The following is a 22,821-nucleotide window of genomic DNA, read 5'->3' on the forward strand; positions in this document are numbered from 1 at the left end:
GAAGGGGCTAGTGCTGGGCTTTCTCGACCTTGCTCTTCAAGGTCTCCGGTGTGTCGACAGTAGCTCCCTCGGACCGCAACCAGCTGTCAAGACTCGCCCGATCCTGCAGAGACATGACCGCCACCACGTCCCCGGCCCGCGCCTCGGCGACGAGCGCCTGCGCCGCCGCCAGCTCGGTCGGGAACGCCGGTACGTCGTCCACGCCGACCGATGAAGCGCCCTCGCGGAACACCGCCTCGAGCTCCTCCGGCGGCCGTCCGCGCAGGTAGTCGCTCTTGTGGCCGATCGCCACCCGGTCAGTCGCCCGTGCACCCATCGCGCCGAGCGTCGCGACCATGTCGTCGGCCCGGTCACCTGGCGATCCGAGCGCCAGCATCAGCCGGCCGCCGTCCGGCCGGACGCCGTTCATGATCTCGAGCAGCGCCTCCAGCCCGGCCTCGTTGTGCGCGAGGTCGATGACGACGGTGAAGTCGCGCAGCGAGTACATGTTCATCCGGCCGGGGTTGTTCTCGTTCGGCGCGAACGTGCTCAGGCCCTCGATCACCGCCGCCCGCGGCAGCCCGAGACCGAGCGCCGCCGACGCCGCGGCCAGCGTGTTCTCGACGTTGTAGTGCGACAGGCCGGACAGCGTCATCGGTACGTCGACGACCTTGAGCAACGGCTCCGGGTCGCGCGACTGGTCGAGCACGGTCACGTACCCGTCGAGCACGGTCGTCGCCCGGCCGCCCTCGTCGAGCACGGTCCGGATCGACGGCGAGTCGGGGTCGCGGGAGAACACCCAGCACTTGGCCGGCGAACCGAGCCGCATCGCGAACGTCCGCGGGTCGTCGCCGTTCACCACGCACCAGCCGCGCGGCCGGGTGATCTGCGTGATCACCGCCTTCACCTCGGCGAGCTGGTCGACGGTGTCGATCCCGCCCAGGCCGAGATGATCCGCGCTCACGTTGGTGACCACCGAGACGTCGTTGTACGCGACACCGATGCCGCGGCGCAGGATCCCGCCGCGGGCGGTCTCGGTCACCGCGAGCTGGATACCGGGCTGGGACAGCACCTGCCCGGCGCCGCTCGGCCCGGAGAAGTCGCCGTACTTCACCAGTTCGCCGTCGAAGTACACGCCGTCGGTGCTCGACCAGCCGACGTGCAGCCCGGCGGCACGCCCGATGTGCGCGATCATCCGCGACGTCGTGGTCTTGCCGTTCGTCCCGGTCACCGCGACCACCGGCACCTTCGGCCGCAGCGTCGGCGGCGGGTTACCCGGCGGCTCGTCCCGCACCCGCTCGCCGACGGTGTGGATCAGCTCACTCAGATCGTCCTCGCCGAACGCGTCCAGCACCTCGACGATCGCCGCCCCGAGCGCCCCCGCCCGTCCCTCGTGCGCCCACGGGAACGCCACCACGAGCCGCCGTACGTCGGACTCCGGGCGGACCCGTACGCCGATCCGCCCGATCCCGGCCTCCCGGGCGATCCGCCGTACGACATGACCGACGACCCGGATCGCGAACCGCTGCCGGAACCCGGACCCGATCCGGCCGGGCCGGGTGGCGCCGAGACCGATCGCCTGGCCGTACGCTTTCGCCGCCGGAGCGGGGGCGTCCGCGATCGCCGACACGTCCAGCGTCAGCTTGATCGCGGCCCGGCTGAAGTAGAGATTGGCGCCGTCGAGAACGCGGAGCTCTACCAACGAAGTTGCCACTACGCTCCCATCGCGTGGTAGCCGCCGTCGACGTGCACGATCTCGCCGGTGGTCGCGGGGAAGAAGTCACTGAGCAGGGCGACGATGGTGCGCCCGGTCGGCTCCAGGTCGGACGGGTCCCAGCCCAGCGGGGCGCGGTCCAGCCACGGCTCCTCGAACTTCTCGAAGCCCGGGATCGCCTTCGCGGCCAGGGTCTTCAGCGGGCCGGCCGACACCAGGTTGCACCGAATGCCCTGGGCGCCGAGGTCGCGCGCCAGGTACCGGTTCGTGGACTCGAGGGCGGCCTTCGCCACCCCCATCCAGTCGTACCCGGGCCAGGCCACGGTCGCGTCGAAGGTCATCCCGACGACGCTGCTGCCACGGCTCATCAGCGGCGCGCAGGTCACGGCCAGCGACTTCAGGCTGTACGCCGACACGTGGACGGCCTGCGCCACGTCGTCCCACGGCCCTTCGAGGAACTTGCCGCCGAGGATCGTCTCCGGGTTGCCGTACGCGATCGAGTGCACGACCCCGTCCAGCCCGTCGACATGCTCACGGACGGCGTCCGGCAGCGCGGCCAGGTGCTCGGCGTTCGTGACGTCGAGCTCCAGCACCGGAGGCTCGGTCGGCAGCCGTTTCGCGATCCGCTTGGTGATGCTCAGCGCGCGGCCGAAGTTCGAGATCAGCACGGTGGCGCCTTGTTCCTGCGCCACCTTGGCGGTGGCGAAGCCGATCGACGAGTCGAGGGTGACTCCGGCGACCAGGATCCGCTTGCCGTCGAGGATGCCCACCGGCATGCCCTTTCTAGATGAGTGTTGTCAGTTGCCCATGCCGATGCCGCCGTCGACCGGGATCACCGCGCCGGTGATGTAGCCGGCCTCCTCCGACGACAGCCAGCGGACCGCGTTCGCGATCTCCTCGGTCAGGCCGAAGCGGCCGAGCGGGATCTGGCTGAGGTACTGCTTCTGGGTCTCCTCCGGCAGCACTGCGGTCATGTCGGTCTCGACGAAGCCCGGCGCGACCACGTTCGCGGTGATGCCGCGGCTGCCCAGTTCGCGGGCGATCGAGCGGGCCATGCCGATCAGTCCGGACTTGCTGGCCGCGTAGTTCACCTGACCGGGCGAGCCGAGCAGGCCGACCACCGAGGAGATGAACACGATCCGGCCCTTGCGCAGCCGCAGCATGCCCTTGGCGGCGCGCCGGGCGACCCGGAAGGAGCCGGTGAGGTTGGTCTCGATCACCGAGTCCCAGTCGTCGTCGGACATCCGCAGCAGCAGCGTGTCGCGGGTGATGCCGGCGTTCGCCACCAGCACCTCGACCGGCCCGTGCTGCTCCGCGATCGTGTCGAACGCGGCGTCGACCTGTTCCTGGTCGGTGATGTCGCACTTCACGCCGAGGAAGCCCTCCGGCGGCGGGCTGGTGTTGTACGTGACAGCGACCTGGTCGCCCGCCTCCTTGAACGCGGTCGCGATCGCCAGCCCGATCCCCCGGCTACCGCCGGTCACCAACACAGACCTACCCACAAGCCCTCCTCACATCGCCGGACGGAGGAACGCTATCCCACGGAGGCCGGGCGATCCGACTTAGGAGTCTTCGAGGCGGAAGCCGACCTTCATGCCGACCTGGTAGTGGTCGATCTGGTTGTCGACGACGTGGCCGCGGATCTCGGTCACCTCGAACCAGTCGAGGTGCCGAAGGGTCTCCCCGGCCCTGGCGATGCCGTTGGTGATCGCCTGGTTGATGCCCTCTTTCGAGGTGCCGACGATCTCCGTGACCCGGTAGGTGCGATCGGTCATGACAAACCTCTCTCCATCCGGCTGCGCCCAGGCGGGCGGCGCGGCGTACCGTTGTTCTTGGTGAGGAGGATAGATGTCGAAACGCCATGAGCGGAGCGACGCGACGGTCGTCTCGGTGACGAGTGCGCAGCCGGGCCGGTCCGAGGATCTGGACAGCCGGATCGCGCGCTACGCCTGGATGATGTCGATCCGGATCGTCTGCTTCGTGCTGGCCGTCGTCACCCCGTCGCCGTGGCGCTGGCTCTTCGTCGTCGGCGCCATCGCCTTGCCGTACTTCGCGGTCGTGCTGGCGAACGCCCAGCGGTCCACGACCACACCCGCCGCGGAGCCGTACGTCGCCCCCGCGCGGCCCGCGATCGGGGAGCGTCCGACGGTCGTCGTACCCGCTGACTCCGACACTTCTCAGGACACTTCTCCGGACGCTTCTCAGGACCGTCCGGCCGACACCGAAAAGTGATCTGGGCCGGGACTGGAAAACTTGGACTGATCCGTGTCAGAATCTCCCGCGTGCTCTGAAGTTCAGCTGTGGAATTCAGGGACTTGATGCGGCGTCGGACGGCTCCCCCCGTGGCTGTCCGACGTCGCTTCATTTTGCCCAGGCTATTGATTATTGAGGCATCAGGAATGCAGAGGAATGACACCCGCGGATGACTGAAGAAGCCGCACCGACTGCACCGACCCCGCCGACCGACTGCTCCGCCAGGGGCTGCGGGAACCCTGCCACCTGGGCGCTGCTGTGGAACAACCCGAAGATCCATACCCCCGACCGGCGCAAGACCTGGCTGGCCTGCGACGAACACAAGGACAGCTTGTCCGACTTCCTCGATCGCAGGTCTTTCCTGCGCGAGGTCGAGCCATTCAGCGGATGAATGCCAGGTAGCGAAAAACTACATTTCCGGATTGGGCCGGTATGACCTCAACCGCCGATCGCTGACATCGGGCGGGACGGTTGCAGGAAGCTCGGGTCGTTGATGCCGTGACCCGGAAGTTTGTTGAGCATCGCGCGACGCCAGCGGTCGGCCAGTTCGGCGTCGTCGGCGCCGGCCCGCAGCGCGGTCCGCAGGTCGGACTCGGTGCGCGCGAACAAGCAGTCCCGGACCTGCCCGTCGGCGGTCAGCCGAACCCGGTCGCAGTCCCCGCAGAACGGCCGCGTGACGGACGCGATGATGCCGACCGTCTGCGGTCCGCCGTCGACCAGGAACGACTCGGCCGGCGCACTGCCGCGCTTCGACGCGTCGTCCGGCGTCAGATGGAACCGCTCGGTGAGCATTCCGAGAATCTCGTCGGCGGTGATCATCGTCGTCCGGTCCCAGCCGTGCTGCGCGTCCAGCGGCATCTGCTCGATGAACCGCAGTTCGTAACCGCGCTCGAGGCAGAACTCCAGCAATTGCGGCGCACCCGAGTCATTCACGCCGCGCATGAGGACCGCATTGACTTTCACCGGCGTCAGGCCGGCGTCGTGCGCGGCCTCCAGCCCGCCGATCACGTCCTGCAAACGGTCCCGCCGGGTCAGATTCTTGAACGTTTCCTGGTCGACCGTGTCGAGGCTCACATTCACCCGGTCCAGACCGGCGGCCTTCAGCGCGGCCGCCTGCCGGGCGAGGCCGATCCCGTTCGTGGTCAGTGACACCTCGGGGCGGGGCGCGAGTGCCGTCGTACGGGCGACGATATCGACCAGGCCGCGGCGCAGCAGCGGTTCGCCGCCGGTGAAGCGGATCTCGTGCACGCCCAGGAGCGTGACCGCGACCGACACCAGGCGGACGACCTCGTCGTCGGTGAGCAGTTCGGGCTTCGCGAGCCAGTCCAGACCCTCTTCGGGCATGCAGTACGTGCAGCGCAGGTTGCAACGGTCCGTGAGCGACACGCGCAGGTCGGTCGCGGTCCGGCCGTAGCGGTCCGCCAGACCGGTTCGCGTCCCGTCCTGGATCATCGCCGCCTGGATCGCTGTCACGACCCCAGCGTACGTGCCGCGCGTCAGCCATTTCAGGGGATGGCTTAAGTTCGAGACGTGGGTCGCCTGATGAACATTCGCTGGATCGTCGCCGCACTGGCCGTCGTCGCACTCGCCGGCGTGTGCGTGCAGCTCGGTCGCTGGCAGCTGCACCGCCTCGACGAACGCAAGGCGCGCAACACGGTGACCCGGACCAATCTGGCCGCCCGGGCGGCCCCGATCGACCAGATCCTCGGTCCGCCGGGCGTCGTCGGCGACCAGCACGCCTGGCGCACCGTCGTTCTCTCCGGGCGGTACGACGCCTCGAAGCAGGTCGTCCTGAAGTACCGCAACGTCCAGGACAAGCCGGGCTTCGAGATCGTCACCCCGCTGGTGCTCGCGGACGGGAAGGCGGTGCTGGTCGATCGCGGCTTCCTGGCCCGGCAGAGTTCGGAGCTGATGCCGCTGCACGTCCCCGCCGTACCGTCCGGCGAGGTGACCGTCACCGGCCGCCTGCAGCGCAGCGAACGCGGCGGCCACACCAACGGCGGTACGCCGGACGACGGTACGGCGCGACTCATCAACGGCCCGGACTACGCGAAGGTGCTCGGGCTGAACCTGTACGACGGCTACGTCACCGTGGACAAGCAGGAGCCGGCGAACGACCCGGCGTTCAGCTCGTTCCCCGGGCCGGAGATCGACGACGGGCCGCACTTCTTCTACGCGCTGCAGTGGTTCTTCTTCGCGCTGCTGGCGCTCGGTGGACTCGTCTACTTCTCCCGGCAGCAGGCGACCGCCGGCAAGCCCGCAGAGCAGCAGCCCGAGGCCGTCGAACGACCCGAGGCCCACGCCGGAGCCCCGGACTGACGCCTGCCCTGGCAGCTCGTTGCCTTGCGCAACGACGGTTCTTGCCGTGGGCACGAGATGCGCGGCGGGGTGTGGTGGGGCAGGATGGTGCTGTGGACCTCGGACTGCGCGATCGCACCTACATCGTCACCGGCGCGAGTGCCGGACTCGGCTTCGCCACTGCCAAGGCGCTGGCCGCCGAAGGCGCGCGGCTGGTGATCTCCAGCCGCAACGAGGAGTCGATCGCGCGCGCCGCGGCGGAGCTGACGGAGCTCGGCGGGAACGTCGTCGGGATCCCCGTCGACAACGCCGACCCGGACAGCGCGGAGCGGCTGGCCGCGACCGCGATCGCCAAGTGGGGCGAGCTGCACGGCGCGCTGATCAGCGTCGGCGGACCGCGGGCCGGGACCGCGCTGGACACCGACGAGGAGGACTGGCGGTCGGCGTTCGACAGCGTGTTCCTCGGCGGGCTGCGGATCGCTCGCGCGGTCGCCCGGGCCGGCGCCGAGGACACCTCGATCGCGTTCGTGCTCTCGTCGTCGGTGAAGTCCCCGATCGCCGGCCTGGCGATCTCGAACGGTTTGCGGCCCGGCCTCGCGATGGTGGCGAAGACGCTCGCCGACGAGCTCGGGCCGAACGGGATGCGGGTGAACGGCCTGATGCCGGGCCGGATCGCGACCGACCGCCTGAAGGAGCTGGACGCCCGCGGCGGCGATCCCGACACGGCCCGGCGAGCCGCGGAGAAGACCATCCCGCTGCGCCGTTACGGCACCCCCGACGAGTTCGGCCGGGTCGCCGCGTTCGTGCTCTCCCCCGCAGCGTCGTATCTCACCGGCGCCATCATCCCGATCGACGGCGGCGCCCTCCGCACCTTCTGACCTGCCTTAGCCCCACTGGCCGGGCACGTAGTCCCCGGCGGGCTGCTGGGTGATCACGTTGAGGCGGTTCCAGGTGTTGATGCCCGCGACTGCCGCGACCAGGGCGCCCAACTGCTCCTCGTTGTAGTGCTTGGTGGCGTTCAGCCACACGTCGTCGGGAACTCCGCCGGCTGCGTCGGCGATCCGGGTGCCGGCTTCGGCCAGCGCGAGCGCGGCGCGCTCGGCCTCGGTGTAGACGGTGGCTTCGCGCCACGTCGCGACGAGGTTGATCCGGACCGAGGTCTCGCCGTGATGCGCGAGATCCTTCGAGTGCATGTCGACGCAGTACGCGCAGCCGTTGATCTGGCTGACCCGAAGCTCGACCAGCTCGAGCGTGGTCAGTGGGACCCCGACGGTGGTCGCGACCCGGGCCGCGCTGTTCAGGTGCTTGATGAACTTGGTGAGGACGGGGTTGGTGAACAGGTCCAGACGAGTGTCCATAACAGGTATCTCTCCTAGCGAATGAGCGTTTGACACCCATCCGACGAGACAGCCCCGCAAAGTGTCAGTCGGGGATCCGGTTGCCCTGCTCGTCCCAGTGCTCGGCGACCTTCTTGCTCGGCTGGACCCTGGGCGGCTCCCCCGGCATCTTCGGGTAGTCCGGCGGGAAGTTCAGCTCGCCGCCGGGAAGCTCCTCCCACAGCCGCAGCAACGGCTCCAGCGGGTACGCCGTGTCGTCCATGTCCGCCCACGGATCGCCGTCGGCGAGGTACTCCGGAACCGTGTGCAGGTTGAACGCCCGCGGATCGTCGACCTCGGCGAGCCGCTCCCACGTCATCGGCGTACTCACCGGCGCACCCGGCCGTGGCCGGAGCGACCAGGCGCCCGCGACGGTCCGGTCACGGAGGTTCTGGTTGAAGTCCAGGAAGATCGACGCTTCGCCGCGTTGTTCCTTCCACCAGGCGGTGGTCACGCCGTCGTCGCGGCGTTCGAGCTCGCGGCCGAGGCCGATCGCGGCGTGCCGGACCTCGTCGAAGCTCCACTCCGGCCGGATCCGGACGTAGATGTGGATGCCGCGGTTGCCGCTGGTCTTCGGATAGCCCCGCAGACCCAGCTCCTCGAGGAGTTCGCGGGCGACGCCGGCCACCCGCCGGGCATCGGCGAAGGTCGCGCCGGGCTGTGGGTCGAGGTCGAGGCGCAGCTCGTCGGGGCGGTCGAGATCGCTGCTGCGAACGGCCCACGGGTGGAAGGTCAGCGTGCCCATCTGCGCCGCCCACACCGCGGCGGCGGGTTCGCTCAGGCACAGCTCGTCGATCGGGCGTCCGTTCGGCGTCAGCACGCGGCAGGTCTCGAGCCAGTCGGGCGCGCCTTTCGGGAGCCGCTTCGAGTAGAAGCCGTCCCCCGTCTGACGACCGGTCGCGTCCACCGACAGCGTCATACCTTCACGCCATCCACCCGGCCAGCGTTCCAGCGCGACAGGACGGTCGCCCGACGCCCGCATGAACGCGGGCGCCACGGCGGTGAAGTACTCGCAGACCTGCAGTTTGGTGACCTCCGGGGCCCAGTCGGTCGCCTCGTAGGCCACCCGATCGGGGCTGGAGACCCGGACCTCCCGGTCCCCCACGGTGAGCATCACCGCTGTGCTCTTCGCCATGCCGTGACCGTATCGCCCCAACCCGACAAATCCGGAGAATTTCCGTTGGGCGCACGGGAAAGGCAACTTTTCTCGACCTCTGGCCACGGTAGGTGACCGGGCGGTAACGTTCCTGCACCTCGTTCCTGGGGCGTGAGGCCCCCGGGACACCTGACAAGGAGCGCGAGGATGAATAGATCCGCCCTGATCGCCGCTGCCACCGCAGTGGTGACCGCTACCGCCCTCGGACTGACCAGCGCCACCACAGCGGCCGGTGCGCCAACGGCTTCCCCTGTCCCCACCCCCGCCGCGGCCGTTGCCAAGGCCAAGGAAGCGATCAGCAGCAACCTGACCGCGTTGCGGGCCACGACGGCCGACGCGTTCTTGGTCAAGGACGTGATCGTCGACAAGGACGGCTCCAGCCACGTCCGGATGGACCGCACGATCGGGGGGCTCCCGGTCCTCGGCGGCGACGTGGTCGTGCACCAGGCGAAGGACGGCGCCTTCAAGGGCGCCAGCCTGTCGCTGGGCAGGAGCGCCAATGTCGCCCGTACGCCGAAGGTCAGCAGCGCGACCGCTACCGCGAAGGCGCTCGCCAAGGGCCTGAAGGCCGACGGCAAGCCGAGTCTGGTGATCGAGGCCCGCAAGGGTGCGCCGCGGCTGGCCTACCTGGTCACGGCGGTCGGCACCCAGGCCGACGGTACGCCGAGCCGCATCACGACGACCGTGGACGCCCTGACCGGCGCGAAGCTGGTCAGCGAGCAGCACATCGAGACCGCGACCGGTGACGGCAAGAGCCTGTACAGCGGGACCGTGCCGCTCGAGACCTCCACGGCCACCGGCGGCTTCACGCTGACCGACGCGACGCGTGGCGGCGGCTACACCGGCGACGCGAACAACAAGACCGACTCGCTCCTGTGCCAGCTCTTCGGCTTCGGCTGCACGGCCCCGACCCGTTTCACCGACGCGGACAACCACTGGGGCACCGGCGTCAACACGGACCGCGCCTCGGCCGCCGTCGACGCGCACTACGGCGCCGCGACGACGTACGACTACTACAAGACCGTGCACGGCCGGAACGGGATCTTCGGCGACGGCAAGGGCGTCCCGAGCCGCGTGCACTACGGCTCCAACTACGTGAACGCGTTCTGGGACGGCAAGCAGATGACGTACGGCGACGGCGACAACGTCGTCGCGGGTCCGCTCGTCTCGATCGACGTGGCCGGCCACGAGATGTCCCACGGCGTCACCGAGCACACCGCGAACCTCACCTACTCGGGTGAGTCCGGCGGCCTGAACGAGGCGACCAGCGACATCTTCGGCACGCTGGTCGAGTTCTACTCCAACAACGCCTCCGACCCCGGTGACTACTACATCGGCGAGGAGATCATGAAGGACCGCCCGGCGTTGCGGTTCATGGACAAGCCGAGCAAGGACGGCAACTCCGCCGACTGCTGGTCCTCCGGTGTCGGCAACCTCGACGTGCACTACTCCTCCGGCGTGGCGAACCACTTCGCCTACCTGCTGGCCGAGGGCACCGGCGCGAAGACGATCGGCGGCCTGCCGCACAACGGGTCCACCTGCAACGGCACGACGCTGGCCGGCATCGGGCACGACAAGGTCGGCAAGATCTGGTTCCGCGCGCTGACGACGTACATGACGAGCGGTACGACGTACGCGCAGGCCCGGACCGCCACGCTGAACGCGGCGACCGACCTGTACGGCGCCAGCAGCCCGGAGCGGGCCGCCGTCGCCGCCACCTGGACCGCTGTCAGCGTCAACTGACGCAACAGAGTGAGCAGCCGGTCCTGTCCCACTGGGGCGGACAGGACCGGCTATCAAACGTTTTGACCATTGCCACGGTGTTTGTGCGGACCTACCGTCACAGACATGGGTGGGGTGCCCGGGGGTGGGCCGCGGCTGCGTGCAGCGCGGCCGTTACTTCTCGTCGTCGACGCTGACCCGGAGCGTCTGGAACGGTGCGAGACCGAGTTGGATCGCGGCTTCGGCGCGGACTTCCGGGTCCGCGGTGAGCTGACAGCGGCGGCCGCGCTGGACTGTCTACAGCGCGCGCACGAGTGGGAGCAGCGGGTTGCCGTGGTGATGGTCGACCACGCGCTCCCGGACGAGGACCGAGCCGAGGTCCTCGCGGCGTCGCGGACGCTGCATCCCGACGCGCGGCGGGCGTTGCTGATCGAGTGGGGCGCCTGGGCGGAGCGTACGACGGCGTCGGCGATCCTGACCGCGATGTCGGTCGGCGACATCAACTATTACGTGCTGAAGCCGTGGATCGCGCACGACGAGCTGTTCCACCGCACGATCGCGGAGTTCGTCCAGGAGTGGTCGCGGTACGAGGTCGCCAACCTGCGTGAGGTGGTCGTGATCGCGGCCAGTACGTCGGTGCGCGGTCAGGCCGTGCGCAGTCTGCTGGCCCGCAACGGGATCCCGAGCGCGTTCCGGGACAGTGGTTCGGCGCTCGCGAACGACGTACTCGAGTTCATCGGTGAGCCGGATCCCGGCGACGGGGTGCTGGTGTGGATGCCGGCGGTCGGCGGCGCGGTCCTGCACGATCCGACCGACGCGGAGATCGCCGAGGCGTGGGGCGTCCCGACGACGCTGGCCCCTGACGCGGACCGGTCGTTCGACCTGCTGGTCGTCGGGGCCGGACCGGGCGGGCTGGCCGCGGCCGTGTACGGGTCGTCCGAGGGGTTGCGGACGCTGGTCGTGGAGCGCGAGTCGATCGGTGGGCAGGCCGGGACGAGTTCGCTGATCCGCAACTATCTCGGGTTCTCGCGTGGCATTCGCGGGTCGGAGCTGGCGCAGCGCGGCTACCAGCAGGCGTGGGTGTTCGGGGCGCATTTCGTGCTGATGCGAACGGTCGATCGGCTGGAGAAACGGGGCGATCAATTCGTCGCCGCGATCGAGGCGGTGGGCGAGGTCACGGCGCGGGCGGTCGTGCTGGCGAGCGGCGTGTCCTACCGGCGCCTCGACGTACCGTCCCTGGAGAAGCTGGTGGGCGCCGGGGTGTACTACGGCGCGAGCGTGTCCGAGGCGCATGGACTGCAGGATCGGGACGCGTGCGTGGTCGGTGGTGGGAACTCGGCCGGGCAGGCGGTCCTGCACCTGGCGCGGTACTGCCGTCGCGTGCTGCTGGTGATCCGCGGTGAGGATCTGGCGGCGAGCATGTCGCAGTACCTCATCGACGCGATCGTTGCCGCCGACAACGTCACGGTGCGGGCGTCGAGCGAGGTGACCGGCGGCGGTGGCGACGGGCGGCTGGAGTACGTCGTACTGCGGGACCGGCGGACCGGTGACGAGGAGACGGTCCCGGCCGACGGGCTGTTCGTGATGATCGGCGCGGTGCCGGGGACCGGTTGGCTGCCGGCCGAGGTGGGGCGGGACGCGCACGGTTTCGTGCTGACCGGGTCGGATGCCGCGGCGGATCCGCAGTGGCAGCAGGATCGGCCGCCGCAGCCGTACGAGACGACGGTGCCGGGGCTGTTCGCGGTCGGCGACGTACGGTGCGCGTCGGTGAAGCGGGTGGCGTCGGCAGTCGGTGAAGGATCGGTGGTGGTCTCGCAGATCCACACGCACCTCAAGGCCCGGTCGGATGCCTGAGCGGAAGTTCGTCTACACGCCGGCGATGGTCGGGCTGACCGCGCTGGTGCTGGTGTTGCCGCTCATCGGCCTCGTGCTGGTGTTGCAGGAGCCACGGTTCGACGTGCATTGGGAGCACCATCCCGCACACTTCTGGTTGGTGCTGCTGACTGCCGCGTTGAGCGCCGTACTCGCGTACACGACCGGCGCGGCGGCTTTGCGGCGAGGTGATGCGCGGGTGCTGTTCGTGTCGCTGGCGTTCCTGTCGGCGGCAGGGTTCCTAGGGCTGCATGCGCTGGCGACGCCGAAGGTCCTGCTGGACACGCCGAACGTCGGCTTCACGCTCGCGACGCCCATCGGGGTGGCGCTGGCGTCGGTCTTTGCGTTCCTGTCGAGCCTGACCGTCTCCGGCATCGCGTGGGGCCGAAGGCTGCGGGTCGGTTTGCTCGTGCTGATGGCCTTGTGGGCGGCGGCTTCGGTACTGCGGTTGTGGCCGCTGCACGCGACGTCCGTCCCAGAAGTTGCCGACGGCATCCTCACCGCGCTCGCCGTACCCACGGTTCTGCTGTACTGCGTTGCCGCGGCGAGGTACCTGCGGACGTGGTGGGCGCGGCCGTCGCTGATGCTGCTGTCGATGATCGCGGCGTTCGTACTGCTCGGCGAGGCGATGGTCGCGCTGGTGTTCGCCCGGAACTGGGCGTTGTCGTGGTGGGAGTGGCACGTGCTGATGCTCGGCGCCTTCGTGCTGGTCGTCGCCGGGGTCCGGATCCAGTGGTACGAGGAACGGTTCGCGGACCTGTACCAGGAGGACACGGTGTCGGGACGGCGCGAGCTGAGCGTGCTGTTCGCGGACCTGCAGGGGTTCACGTCGTTCTCGGAGCAGCACGACCCGTCCGAGGTCACGGCGATGCTCAACACGTACTTCCAGGTCGTCGTACCGCAGGTCGTCCGGCGGCACGGCGGCGACGTGGACCGGATCATCGGCGACGCCTTGATGGTGACGTTCAACAAGCGTGGTGACCAGCCGGATCATGCGCATCGAGCGGCCGAGGCCGGGCTGGCACTGCAGAAGGCGGCGGCCGCCGTACAGGACGCGCATCCGAACTGGCCGCGGTTCCGGGTCGGGATCAACAGTGGGATCGCGTCCGTGACGCTGCTCGGGACGGAAGGCGGGAGAACGCATACCGTCATCGGTGACACCGTGAACGTCGCATCGCGGATCGAGGGGAAGGCTCCGGGTGGGGCGGTCGCGATCGGCCCGGCGACGAAGGCCCTGCTGCCGGAGGCCCGCACCGAGTCCCTCGGGCTGGTCAGTTTGAAGGGAAAGGCCGAGCCGGTCGAGGTGTACCAACTGCTGGCGCTGCGCGGGAACGAATGATCACCCCTGCCTTCGGCACCTGTTCACGTGTTGGACCTTGGAACGACCTCTCGCCGGTGTGAGAATCCGGGCCATGTCTGCCCTGTACCGATCGCGGCGCCGCCTGGGCGCTCTCGTGGTCACTTCGAGTCTCGTCTTCGCCGGCGCTGCGATGCTGATCGCCCGGCCTGCCGATGCTGCATCCACTGACGTGGTCATCACTGAGGTGTACGGCGGTGGCGGCAACAGCGGCGCGCCGTACCAGAACGACTTCGTGGAGCTGACCAACAACAGCTCGGCCCCTGTCGACGTGAGCGGCTGGTCGATCCAGTACGCCTCGTCGAGCGGCACGTCGTGGCAAGTGACGAAGCTGACCGGCACCATCGCGCCCGGAGCCGCCTACCTCGTCCAGGAGGGAGCCGGCGCCGGCAACGGCCAGCCGCTGCCGACGGCGAACGCGACCGGAACCATCCCGATGTCCGCGTCCACCGGCAAGGTCGCGCTGGTCACGAACCAGACCGCGCTCGCCTGTGGCGCCACCTGCCACGCGGACGCGGGCGTCAAGGACTACGTCGGCTTCGGTACGGCGAACGACTCCGAGACCGCGCCTGCGCCGGGCCTGTCGAACACGACCTCGGCCGCGCGGACCGACCCGGCGAAGGACACCGACAACAACAGTGCCGACTTCGCCGCGGGCAACCCGTCGCCCGGCACGCTCACCGGTGGTCCGGCCGAGCCGCCGGTGGACGCGAAGATCCACGACATCCAGGGCGCCGCGCACCGCTCGCCGCTGGAGGGCAAGCAGGTCGCGAACGTCACCGGTGTGGTGACGGTGAAGGGCAGCAATGGGTTCTGGTTCCAGGACCCGCAGGCGGACGACAACCCGGCGACCAGCGAGGGCCTGTTCGTGTTCACCAGCTCCGCGCCGACGGTCTCCGTGGGCGACGCCGTGACGGTCGAGGGCTCGGTCGCCGAGTTCCGCCCGGGCGGCTCCGGCGGTACGACGAACCTGACGACGACCGAGCTGACCAACCCGAAGGTCACTGTGACCGGGACTGCCGCCGTACCGGCGCCGACCATCGTCGGACCGGGCGGGCGCGTGCCGCCGTCGACCGTGATCGACGATGACTCGAACGGTGACGTCGAGACGACCAGTACCGCATTCGACCCGGCCAGCGACGGTCTCGACTTCTGGGAGTCGCTGGAGGGCATGTGGCTGGGCATCAACCAGCCGGAGGTCACCGGCCCGACGAGTTCGTTCCGCGAGCTGTCCGTCGTACCGGCTGGGTCGGGTGTGCGTACGGTGCGCGGCGGGATCCTGCTGCAGAAGACCGACAGCAACCCGGAGCGGGTGCTGCTGGACGACGTACTGACGACGATCCCGGACGCGAAGACCGGCGACAAGCTGGCCGGTGTGGTGACGGGTGTCCTCGACTACTCGTTCGGCAACTTCAAGCTGCTGCCGACCACGACGCCGACCGTGATCGACGGCGGGGTCAAGCGCGAGACGACCAAGGCTTCGTCGCCGGTGCAGCTGTCGGTGGCGACGTTCAACGTGGAGAACCTGGACCCGTCCGACGGCGACGTCAAGTTCGACGGGCTGGCGGAGGCGGTCGTGCACAACCTTGCGTCGCCGGACATCCTCGGTCTCGAGGAGGTCCAGGACGACGACGGAGCGGTCAACTCCGGTGACACGAGCGCGGACAAGACGCTCGGCATGCTGACCGCTGCGATCGTGAAGGCGGGCGGGCCGCAGTACACCTGGAAGCAGATCGACCCGGTGAACAACCAGGAGGGCGGCGAGCCGGGCGGCAACATCCGGGTCGCGTTCCTGTACCGGACGGACAAGGCGGTGAAGTTCGTCGACACGCCCGGCGGGACGTCGACGTCGGCGACCACGATCGTCACGGACGGCCGCGGCAAGCCGCACCTGAGCGCCTCGCCGGGCCGGATCGACCCGGCGAACCCGGCCTGGGCCGCCACCCGGGTGCCGCTCGCGGGCGAGTTCAAGTGGCACGGGCAGACCGTGTTCGTGGTCGTGAACCACTTCAGCTCGAAGGGCGGCGACAACCCGCTGTGGGGCCGCTTCCAGCCGCCGGTGCAGGTGACCGCGGAGAAGCGGCACCAGCAGGCCGCCTCGGTGCGCGGGTTCGTGGACCAGATCCTGGCCAAGGACAAGGGTGCGAACGTCGTCGTCCTCGGTGACCTGAACGACTTCGACTGGTCGCAGACCGCGGACATCCTGGTCGGCTCGGGCAAGACCGCGCTGATCGACCTGCCGCGGACGCTGCCGCTGCCGGAGCGGTACAGCTACGTGTTCGAGGGCAACAGCCAGATCCTCGACCAGATCCTGATCTCGCAGAACCTGCGGCCGGCGTCGGCGTACGACGTCGTGCACATGAACGCGGAGTTCCCGGACCAGATCTCCGATCACGACCCGCAGGTGGTGAAACTCATCCCGCTGCCCTCCTGGGTGCGATAACCGGAGTCTTACGTCGGTGGCCCGGGCGGGGTTTTCCTTGTCCGGGCGCCGATACTGGGGACGTGACAGATCAGACCAAGCAGTACGCCGTACAGAAGTCCGACACGGAGTGGAAGGCCGAGCTCTCCCCCGCCGAGTTCCACGTGCTGCGCCAGGCCGGTACCGAGCGGCCGTTCGTCGGTGAGTACACCGACACCAAGACGGTCGGCGTGTACAGGTGCCGGGCCTGCGACGCGGAGCTCTTCCGGAGCGAGACCAAGTTCGACTCGCACTGCGGCTGGCCGTCGTTCTTCGCGCCGCTCGCCGAGGACCGGGTCGAGTACATCGAGGACCACGACCTCGGCATGAAGCGCGTCGAGGTCCGCTGCGCCAACTGCGGCTCCCACCTCGGCCACGTCTTCGAGGGCGAGGGCTACGGCACTCCCACCGACCTCCGCTACTGCATCAACAGCATCAGCCTCACCCTCACCCCGGCCGACCCCGCCTGACCCACCGGTCGCCCGGCGGAGTCCTAGACTGGGGCGGCTGGTGGAATCTGGGGAAGGAAATTGGTGGCTGACGACGTCCGTAGTCCGCGGGTTCTCGATGTGCTGGCGGCGGAGAAGCCGTGGGAGGTGCCGGGCGACTGGCTGGCCCGTGTCCGAAGGCAGCTCAAGGCCTGGGCCGACGACCCTGAGGCGCTGCGGCCGTTGCGCCCCGAGGCGTTCCCGGACTTCGTCAAGGGCACGCCCGCCGCGGTCTGGTACACCCATCAGGTGGCCCCGCTGCTGACCGGGTGGATCCCCGTCCTGCACGGTGAGTACGCCGACCTGTCGACCGAGCTCACCCACGAGTTCTACCGGCCGTCCTCCCGCCTCGGCGGCAGCGGCCACGTGATCCACGCGGCGCCGACCGACTGGCACCTGCAGGCGATCGCCGGCGCCCGCGGCTTCCGCGAGAACGGGCGTAAGCACGCTCTGCAGCTGTCCCGCAACGTCGCCGCGCTGTTCGTCGACGCTCCCCCGATGGCAGCCCGTGCCACCGCCCTGACCGCGGCGTTCGACCGCGTCCTGGCCAACCGCGAGATCACCGAGCTGCACATCACCGGCGAGTACGACGACATCGCGAAGTACTGGCGTACCGACGCGCTCAACGACGCCGAGCGCGCCGTACTCCCCGAGCTCGCCGGCCCCACCGCGGCCCTGCGCTACTCGCTGAACGCGGTCCGGGACACGCACGCCCGGATGCTGATGGTGAGCCCGGACGAGTACGCCGGCGACTTCGCCCAGGTGCTGGCCGAGCTGATCCTGGCCACCGGGCTGCGCGGGATTCCGCAGTCTGTGGCAAACATCCTCGGTGACTCCGCGATCGACGTGCACAAGGCGCTCCAGGACCTCGACCCGACGTTCACGCTGCAGACCTGGCACGGCCACATCAACCAGTGGATGTCCCGCGCGATCCGCAACGGCCAGGCGCCCCTCGCCCGGTCCTGGGGCGCCGCCGCCGCGCGGGTCGGCGTACACCTGTCCGGTGTGCTCAACAACGCGGCGTGGCCGGAGCCGGAGGTCCCGGACCTGACCACGCTGTTCCGGATGCTCGACCGGGAGCGCTGGAGCGCCCTCGAGAACCAGGCCGCGTCGAACCAGGAAGCCTCGCTCTCAGCCGCCTGGAACGACGTCAAGAAGGAAGAAGACAAGAGCGCCGGCAACGCCTCGGGTGGCACGCTCGACGACGCGCTGCCGAAGCCGCTCGACTTCAGCGACAATCCGATCGCCGAGCTCGACTCGCTGATCGGCCTGGAGTCGGTGAAGGACGCGGTCCGCCGGATGGTCGCCGAGGTGAAGACGAACCTCCGCCGGGCCGAGCTCGGGCTGCCGAGTCACGAGCGCGCGCGGCACATGGTGTTCGTCGGCAAGCCCGGTACGGCGAAGACCACGATCGCCCGGCTATTGAGCCGGATCTACCACCAGCTCGGCGTCCTGGAGAAGGGCCATGTGGTCGAGGTCGACCGCTCCGACCTGGTCGGCGCCGGCCTCGGTTCGACCGCCCCGATGACCGCGGCGAAGTTCCGCGAGGCGCTCGGCGGCGTGCTGTTCATCGACGAGGCGTACAGCCTGACGCCGGAGAACACCCCGGGCGACTACGGTCTCGAGGCGGTCGCGACGGTCCTGAAGTTGATGGAGGACCACCGCAACGACTGCATCGTGATCGTCGCCGGGTACCACCGCGAGATGCAGCGGTTCATGGAGTCCAACACCGGTCTGGCGTCCCGGTTCCCGAAGCTGCTGTCGTTCAGCGAGTACGACACCGACCAGCTGGTCGGTATCTTCGAGCTGCAGGCCCGGCAGAAGGGCATGATCTACGGCGAGGAAGTGCTGGACAAGGTCCGCGCCGTCATCCCGCCCGCGCCGCGTGGCCACAGCTTCGGTAACGGCCGTTTCATCCGGAACGTGCTCGAGGAGGCCGTCTCCAACCAGGCCACCCGGCTGTCCGCCAGCGACCCGGACAAGCTCACCGAGCGGGACCTGCGCGAGCTGATCCCGTCGGACGTCCGGCCCCCGACGTCGATGCGTGCCGAGGACTACCTGCTGCAGAAGCCCGGCACTTAAACCGGGGTCGCGAGCGCCACGGGGTTGCCCTCGGGATCGGCGAGGTACGCCTGGCGCTCGCCCCACGGCATCGTGGCCGGCTCCTGCAGGACCGGGTGGCCGGCCGCGCGGAAGCGTTCCACCTCCGCCTCGACGTCGTCGACGTACACGAACAGCTCGAAGCGTGGCGCCGCACCGACCGTGATACCGAGCTGCGCCTCGGGCCAGTTGGCGTCGGACAGGCCGAGGGACGACTCGCCGCGCTCCAGGCCGACGTAGTGCGGGTCGCCCTCCAGCGGGAACTGGTACGTCGGTTCGTAGCCGAGGAGCGCGTAGAACTCGACGGACCGGCGTACGTCGGAGACGTAGAGCACCGGGAACGCCTTGCGATGCATCACACCAGATTAGCGACCAGCTCGGAGAGCTCGGTGCGCTTGCCGGTGTAGAACGGGATCTCCTCGCGGACGTGCCGGCGGGCCGTCGACGCGCGCAGGTCGCGCATCAGGTCGACCATCCGGTGCAGTTCGTCGGCCTCGAACGCGAGGATCCACTCGTAGTCGCCGAGCGCGAACGACGCCACGGTGTTCGCCCGCACGTCCGGATAGGTGCGCGCCATCTTGCCGTGCTCGGCGAGCATGAAGCGGCGCTCCTCGTCCGGCAGCAGGTACCACTCGTAGGACCGGACGAACGGGTACACGCAGATGTAGCCGCGCGCCTCCTCGTCGGCCAGGAACGCCGGGATGTGGCTCTTGTTGAACTCGGCCGGCCGGTGCAGCGCGAACTGCGACCAGACCGGCACCAGGTGCCGCCCGAGCCGCGAACGGCGCAGCTGGTGGTACGCCTTCTGCAGTGCGTCCGACGTCGGCGCGTGCCACCAGATCATGAAGTCGGCGTCCGCCCGGAAGCCTTCGACGTCGTAGAACCCGCGGATCACCACGTCCTCGGCGGCAAGCTTCCCGACCAGCTCGTTGAGCTCGGCAGTCACCTCGTCCCGGTCCAGGTCACCGAGGGGCGTCTCGACCTTGAACACCGACCACAGGGTGTAGCGGATCACGTCGTTGAGCTCACGGGCTTTCGGCTTACCAGTCACGACTTCATTGTCTCCAATGCGTTCAGGTGTTCCCGCACCCGGGTCGCCGCCTTGCCACCCGAGGCCACACACGCGGCGATCCCGACGCCCCGGTACGCCGCACCGCACACCGCCAGTCCGGGTACGTCGGCCACCGCGGCCTCCACCCGGTCGACGCGATCCAGGTGGCCGACGGCGTACTGCGGAAGACCACCGCCCCACCGTGTCACCAACGACCCGACCACCTCGGCCTGCAGGCCGATCGCCGTGCGCAGATCCGCGACCGCGAGCTGAACCAGCTCCTCGTCGGACCGCTGCAGCACGTACTCCTCACCGAGCCGCCCGACCGAGGCACGCAGTACCGCGAGCTCTCCCCCGGCCTCCGCGGACCACGCCCACTTGGCGTGCGAGTACGTCGACGCCTTGATCGTCCGGCCCTCCACCGACGGCACCAGGAACCCGGACCCGTTGGCATCCGACGGCCAGTCCCGCTTCCGGACGGCGAGCGTGACGATCGCCATGCTCGCGTACTCCACCGCCGCCAGCTCGGTCGATGCCGCGGGCGCCAGCTCCCCCAGCATCCGTCCCGCCGGAGCAGCCGGTACGGCGACCACGACCGCATCCGCCGAGAGGTACGTCGGCGCGGGCACCGGTCCCGCCTCCAGCTCGAACCCGTCGGCGGTCCGCGAGATCCGGCGTACGGCGAGCTTGGTGCGGATCTCGACGCCGCGGGCGGTCAGGTCCTGCTCGAGAGCGCCGATCAGGCGGTTGATGCCGCCGACGATGCCCGCGAACACCGGCTGGCCGGCGCGCTTCTGGCCCAGTTCGCGGAGCTCGGCCGTGGCGGCGAGCAGGCTCGGCGCGGTCCGCAGCTTCGCGTACAGGTCGGGTACGGCGGCGGCGAGCGAGATCTCGTCGGCCTTCCCGGCGTACACCCCGCCGAGCAGCGGGTCGATCAGCTTGTCGGTCACCGCAGACCCCATGCGCTCGGCGACGAACCGCCCGATCGCCACGTCCTCCGTCAGCGCAGGCGCGGGCAGCTCGGCCTCGTGCGCGACCTGCTCGGCGGCCGCATCCCCGAGTACGTCGGCGGTCGCGGCCGGATCCACCGGGACGCCCATCACGGTCGGCGGGATCGCGCGGATCCGGTCGCCGACCCACAGCCCGGCCGAGGTCGTTGCCGGATGCACCAGATCGTCCCCGAGCCCGACGGCCCGGATCAGCTCCACCGCCTCCGGCCGCCGCGCCAGCACCGACTCGGCGCCGAGGTCGACCGGCACACCCTCGATCGCGTCCCCGGCCAGCTTCCCGCCGAGCCGCGGCGACCCTTCGAGGACCGTGATCCGCGGCGGGTTCGGCCCGGTCGCGAGCGCATGCGCCGCCGCCAGCCCACTGATCCCGCCACCGACCACGACCACCCGGCTCACGCCGTTCACTCGGACTCCAAGCTCAACTCGTACTTCTTGCCCGGCCCGAGGTCGGTGCTGCTGCTGCCGACAGGGCGGAACCCGGTGCGCGTCAGCACCGCCTGCGAGGCGCCGTTGTGGTCCGAGGCCCCGGCCGTCAGCGCGGTCAGCCCGTAGTCGGTCCGTGCGACCTCGATGATCGCCCGCACGGCCGCCGTCGCGAGGCCCTTTCCGGCCCATTTCTCGGCGATCCGGTAGCCCAGCTCGGCCGATCCGTTCACAAGGTCCATCAGGTTCACCCGGCCGACCACCGCCCCGGTGCCGTCGACCAGCACGTGGAAGCGGCAGACGTCTGCCTCCTGCTCGGCGAGCAGGGCGGCGTGCCGAGTCGCGTAGTCCGTGAAGAACTCGTCGCCGCGGTCCCAGATCCACGAGGCGAAGTACTGCCGGTTCTCCCGCTCGAAGGCGAGTACGGCGTCGGCGTGGTCCGCTCGCAGCGGCTCCAGGGTGACGTCGTAGTCAGGCAGGTACATGGGCCGACTTCGTCTGCACGTACTGCGTGATCCGGCGCAACACCTCGGGATCGGCGTTCGGCGGGACGCCGTGGCCGAGGTTGAAGATGTGACCGGGGGCCGCCTTGCCCTCGGCGAGGATCCGGTCGATCTCCGGCTCGATCGTCTCCCACCCCGTGAACAGCAGGGCGGGGTCGAGGTTGCCCTGGACCGGCTTCGGGGCGCCGCCGGCGGCAGTAATCCGGCGTACGGCCTCGTCCAGCGGGACGCGCCAGTCGACGCCGACGACATCGGCCCCGGCCTCGCTCATCAGACCGAGCAGCTCACCGGTGTTCACGCCGAAGTGCACCCGCGGTACGCCGTACTCCTTCATCGCCTCGAACACCTTCGCCGAGTGCGGCTGCACGAACCGCTCGTAGTCCCGCGGCGACAACCCGCCGGCCCACGAGTCGAACAACTGGATCGCCGACGCGCCGGCCTCGACCTGGACCGACAGGAACGCGATCGCGACATCGGCCAGCCGGTCCGCCAGCGCGTGCCACAGGTCGGGCTGACCGTGCATCATCGCCTTGGTCTTCGCGAAGTCCTTGCTCGGCCCACCCTCGACCAGGTACGACGCGAGCGTGAACGGCGCGCCCGCGAACCCGATCAACGGCGTACCGCCGAGCTCGGAGACGAGCTGCTGGATCGCCTCGGTGGTGAACGGCACGTCGGCCGCGGTGACCGGGCGGACCGCCGCTACCCCGACGGCGTCCCGGATCGGGTCCGCCGACACCGGGCCGATGCCAGGCTTGATCTCGATGTCGTAACCGGCGAACTGGAGTGGGGTGACGATGTCGGAGAAGAAGATCGCCGCGTCGACGCCGTAACGGCGGACCGGCTGCAGCGTTATCTCGACGACGAGGTCGGGCCGCATACAGGACTCGAGCATCGTGGTGCCCTCGCGCACCGCACGATATTCGGGCAGCGCCCGCCCGGCCTGTCGCATGAACCACACCGGAGTGTGCGGCACCGGCTCACCCCGGGCGGCGAGCAGATAGGCGGAACGGTCCGGAGTGGAGAGTGGCGTCACTGGCACACAGCGATGATCCCACGCT

22 protein-coding genes are annotated in these 22,821 nt (G+C 69.6%); 10 read left to right on the plus strand and 12 right to left on the minus strand.

The window, feature by feature from the left end:
- Positions 1-7: 7 nt before the first annotated feature.
- From E0H45_RS23655 to E0H45_RS23670, 4 genes are read right to left on the minus strand one after another with little or no spacing between them, the layout of a single operon-like run.
- Positions 8-1,693, minus strand: a complete 1,686-nt coding sequence (locus E0H45_RS23655; protein WP_131340971.1) for a Mur ligase family protein — start codon at positions 1,691-1,693, stop codon at positions 8-10.
- A complete protein-coding gene (gene fabI / locus E0H45_RS23660; RefSeq protein WP_238155390.1) occupies positions 1,693-2,463 on the minus strand; it encodes an enoyl-ACP reductase FabI in 771 nt (256 codons plus the stop codon). Before fabI ends, E0H45_RS23655 begins: the two co-directional genes overlap by 1 nt.
- A gap of 27 nt (positions 2,464-2,490) precedes the next feature.
- Entirely contained in the window at positions 2,491-3,195 is a 705-nt protein-coding gene (fabG, locus tag E0H45_RS23665; RefSeq protein ID WP_131340974.1) for a 3-oxoacyl-[acyl-carrier-protein] reductase, read from the minus strand.
- A gap of 60 nt (positions 3,196-3,255) precedes the next feature.
- Positions 3,256-3,468 (minus strand): dodecin, encoded by a 213-nt coding sequence (locus E0H45_RS23670; RefSeq protein WP_130450393.1) that lies wholly within the window; start codon positions 3,466-3,468, stop codon positions 3,256-3,258.
- Between the two features lie 73 nt (positions 3,469-3,541).
- On the opposite strand from E0H45_RS23670, the gene E0H45_RS23675 reads away from it, so the two are divergent.
- Positions 3,542-3,925 (plus strand): DUF3099 domain-containing protein, encoded by a 384-nt coding sequence (locus tag E0H45_RS23675; RefSeq protein ID WP_131340976.1) that lies wholly within the window; start codon positions 3,542-3,544, stop codon positions 3,923-3,925.
- A gap of 190 nt (positions 3,926-4,115) precedes the next feature.
- Positions 4,116-4,337: a hypothetical protein gene (locus E0H45_RS23680; protein WP_131340978.1), complete on the plus strand. Its 222-nt coding sequence runs from the start codon at positions 4,116-4,118 to the stop codon at positions 4,335-4,337.
- Positions 4,338-4,384: 47 nt separating this feature from the next.
- On the opposite strand, the gene moaA is transcribed toward E0H45_RS23680, so the two are convergent.
- Positions 4,385-5,398: a GTP 3',8-cyclase MoaA gene (gene moaA / locus E0H45_RS23685; RefSeq protein ID WP_131343734.1), complete on the minus strand. Its 1,014-nt coding sequence runs from the start codon at positions 5,396-5,398 to the stop codon at positions 4,385-4,387.
- Positions 5,399-5,488: 90 nt separating this feature from the next.
- On the opposite strand from moaA, the gene E0H45_RS23690 reads away from it, so the two are divergent.
- Both E0H45_RS23690 and E0H45_RS23695 read left to right on the plus strand, forming a co-directional pair.
- The gene (locus E0H45_RS23690; RefSeq protein ID WP_131340980.1) at positions 5,489-6,265 is read left to right on the plus strand and encodes an SURF1 family cytochrome oxidase biogenesis protein; all 777 of its coding nucleotides are present in this window, start codon (positions 5,489-5,491) and stop codon (positions 6,263-6,265) included.
- Positions 6,266-6,357: 92 nt separating this feature from the next.
- Complete coding sequence (locus E0H45_RS23695) at positions 6,358-7,122, plus strand: SDR family oxidoreductase (protein WP_131340983.1); 765 nt, start codon at positions 6,358-6,360, stop codon at positions 7,120-7,122.
- 6 nt (positions 7,123-7,128) lie between these two features.
- Here E0H45_RS23695 and E0H45_RS23700 read toward each other — a convergent pair whose 3' ends face one another.
- Both E0H45_RS23700 and E0H45_RS23705 read right to left on the minus strand, forming a co-directional pair.
- Positions 7,129-7,602, minus strand: a complete 474-nt coding sequence (locus E0H45_RS23700) for a carboxymuconolactone decarboxylase family protein (RefSeq protein ID WP_131340986.1) — start codon at positions 7,600-7,602, stop codon at positions 7,129-7,131.
- Positions 7,603-7,666: 64 nt separating this feature from the next.
- Positions 7,667-8,755 carry a DNA polymerase domain-containing protein gene (locus E0H45_RS23705; RefSeq protein WP_131340990.1) on the minus strand — a complete coding sequence of 363 codons (1,089 nt, stop codon included), beginning with the start codon at positions 8,753-8,755 and terminating at the stop codon, positions 7,667-7,669.
- Positions 8,756-8,923: 168 nt separating this feature from the next.
- On the opposite strand from E0H45_RS23705, the gene E0H45_RS23710 reads away from it, so the two are divergent.
- The 6 genes from E0H45_RS23710 to E0H45_RS23735 all read left to right on the plus strand — a co-directional run bounded on the left by E0H45_RS23710 (position 8,924) and on the right by E0H45_RS23735 (position 18,758).
- Positions 8,924-10,519 (plus strand): M4 family metallopeptidase, encoded by a 1,596-nt coding sequence (locus E0H45_RS23710; protein WP_131340993.1) that lies wholly within the window; start codon positions 8,924-8,926, stop codon positions 10,517-10,519.
- Positions 10,520-10,624: 105 nt separating this feature from the next.
- A complete protein-coding gene (locus tag E0H45_RS23715; protein ID WP_131340998.1) occupies positions 10,625-12,352 on the plus strand; it encodes an NAD(P)/FAD-dependent oxidoreductase in 1,728 nt (575 codons plus the stop codon).
- Positions 12,345-13,709 (plus strand): adenylate/guanylate cyclase domain-containing protein, encoded by a 1,365-nt coding sequence (locus E0H45_RS23720; RefSeq protein ID WP_131341001.1) that lies wholly within the window; start codon positions 12,345-12,347, stop codon positions 13,707-13,709. The genes E0H45_RS23715 and E0H45_RS23720 overlap by 8 nt, the downstream gene beginning before the upstream one ends.
- Before the next feature lie 73 nt (positions 13,710-13,782).
- A complete protein-coding gene (locus tag E0H45_RS23725; RefSeq protein ID WP_131341004.1) occupies positions 13,783-16,170 on the plus strand; it encodes a lamin tail domain-containing protein in 2,388 nt (795 codons plus the stop codon).
- Positions 16,171-16,232: 62 nt separating this feature from the next.
- Positions 16,233-16,658 (plus strand): peptide-methionine (R)-S-oxide reductase MsrB, encoded by a 426-nt coding sequence (msrB, locus tag E0H45_RS23730; RefSeq protein WP_131341007.1) that lies wholly within the window; start codon positions 16,233-16,235, stop codon positions 16,656-16,658.
- Positions 16,659-16,721: 63 nt separating this feature from the next.
- Positions 16,722-18,758: an AAA family ATPase gene (locus E0H45_RS23735; RefSeq protein ID WP_131341009.1), complete on the plus strand. Its 2,037-nt coding sequence runs from the start codon at positions 16,722-16,724 to the stop codon at positions 18,756-18,758.
- Here E0H45_RS23735 and E0H45_RS23740 read toward each other — a convergent pair.
- The 5 genes from E0H45_RS23740 to hemE are packed head-to-tail and all read right to left on the minus strand — an operon-like array spanning position 18,755 to position 22,802.
- Entirely contained in the window at positions 18,755-19,132 is a 378-nt protein-coding gene (locus E0H45_RS23740) for a VOC family protein (RefSeq protein WP_131341012.1), read from the minus strand. The genes E0H45_RS23735 and E0H45_RS23740 overlap by 4 nt on opposite strands.
- Positions 19,132-19,827, minus strand: coding sequence for a hydrogen peroxide-dependent heme synthase (gene hemQ, locus E0H45_RS23745; protein ID WP_238155210.1), 696 nt, complete (start codon positions 19,825-19,827; stop codon positions 19,132-19,134). Before hemQ ends, E0H45_RS23740 begins: the two co-directional genes overlap by 1 nt.
- Entirely contained in the window at positions 19,824-21,242 is a 1,419-nt protein-coding gene (gene hemG / locus E0H45_RS23750) for a protoporphyrinogen oxidase (RefSeq protein WP_238155211.1), read from the minus strand. The genes hemQ and hemG overlap by 4 nt, the downstream gene beginning before the upstream one ends.
- Positions 21,239-21,745: a GNAT family N-acetyltransferase gene (locus E0H45_RS23755; RefSeq protein WP_131341015.1), complete on the minus strand. Its 507-nt coding sequence runs from the start codon at positions 21,743-21,745 to the stop codon at positions 21,239-21,241. Before E0H45_RS23755 ends, hemG begins: the two co-directional genes overlap by 4 nt.
- Positions 21,732-22,802: a uroporphyrinogen decarboxylase gene (gene hemE / locus E0H45_RS23760; RefSeq protein ID WP_165546577.1), complete on the minus strand. Its 1,071-nt coding sequence runs from the start codon at positions 22,800-22,802 to the stop codon at positions 21,732-21,734. Before hemE ends, E0H45_RS23755 begins: the two co-directional genes overlap by 14 nt.
- Positions 22,803-22,821 lie beyond the last annotated feature (19 nt).

It is taken from the genome of Kribbella soli (assembly GCF_004331345.1).
Classification (GTDB): domain Bacteria; phylum Actinomycetota; class Actinomycetes; order Propionibacteriales; family Kribbellaceae; genus Kribbella; species Kribbella soli.

What these genes read in the sequence shown, in the direction of transcription:
- E0H45_RS23715 (WP_131340998.1), top strand. Translation starts at nt 10,625, where the DNA reads ATGGGTGGGGTGCCCGGGGGTGGGCCGCGGCTGCGTGCAGCGCGGCCG.
- E0H45_RS23705 (WP_131340990.1), bottom strand. Translation starts at nt 8,755, where the DNA reads ATGGCGAAGAGCACAGCGGTGATGCTCACCGTGGGGGACCGGGAGGTC.
- E0H45_RS23680 (WP_131340978.1), top strand. Translation starts at nt 4,116, where the DNA reads ATGACTGAAGAAGCCGCACCGACTGCACCGACCCCGCCGACCGACTGC.
- E0H45_RS23720 (WP_131341001.1), top strand. Translation starts at nt 12,345, where the DNA reads ATGCCTGAGCGGAAGTTCGTCTACACGCCGGCGATGGTCGGGCTGACC.
- E0H45_RS23740 (WP_131341012.1), bottom strand. Translation starts at nt 19,132, where the DNA reads ATGCATCGCAAGGCGTTCCCGGTGCTCTACGTCTCCGACGTACGCCGG.
- E0H45_RS23755 (WP_131341015.1), bottom strand. Translation starts at nt 21,745, where the DNA reads ATGTACCTGCCTGACTACGACGTCACCCTGGAGCCGCTGCGAGCGGAC.
- E0H45_RS23700 (WP_131340986.1), bottom strand. Translation starts at nt 7,602, where the DNA reads ATGGACACTCGTCTGGACCTGTTCACCAACCCCGTCCTCACCAAGTTC.
- E0H45_RS23675 (WP_131340976.1), top strand. Translation starts at nt 3,542, where the DNA reads ATGTCGAAACGCCATGAGCGGAGCGACGCGACGGTCGTCTCGGTGACG.
- E0H45_RS23670 (WP_130450393.1), bottom strand. Translation starts at nt 3,468, where the DNA reads ATGACCGATCGCACCTACCGGGTCACGGAGATCGTCGGCACCTCGAAA.
- moaA (WP_131343734.1), bottom strand. Translation starts at nt 5,398, where the DNA reads ATGATCCAGGACGGGACGCGAACCGGTCTGGCGGACCGCTACGGCCGG.
- E0H45_RS23690 (WP_131340980.1), top strand. Translation starts at nt 5,489, where the DNA reads ATGAACATTCGCTGGATCGTCGCCGCACTGGCCGTCGTCGCACTCGCC.
- E0H45_RS23710 (WP_131340993.1), top strand. Translation starts at nt 8,924, where the DNA reads ATGAATAGATCCGCCCTGATCGCCGCTGCCACCGCAGTGGTGACCGCT.
- E0H45_RS23725 (WP_131341004.1), top strand. Translation starts at nt 13,783, where the DNA reads ATGTCTGCCCTGTACCGATCGCGGCGCCGCCTGGGCGCTCTCGTGGTC.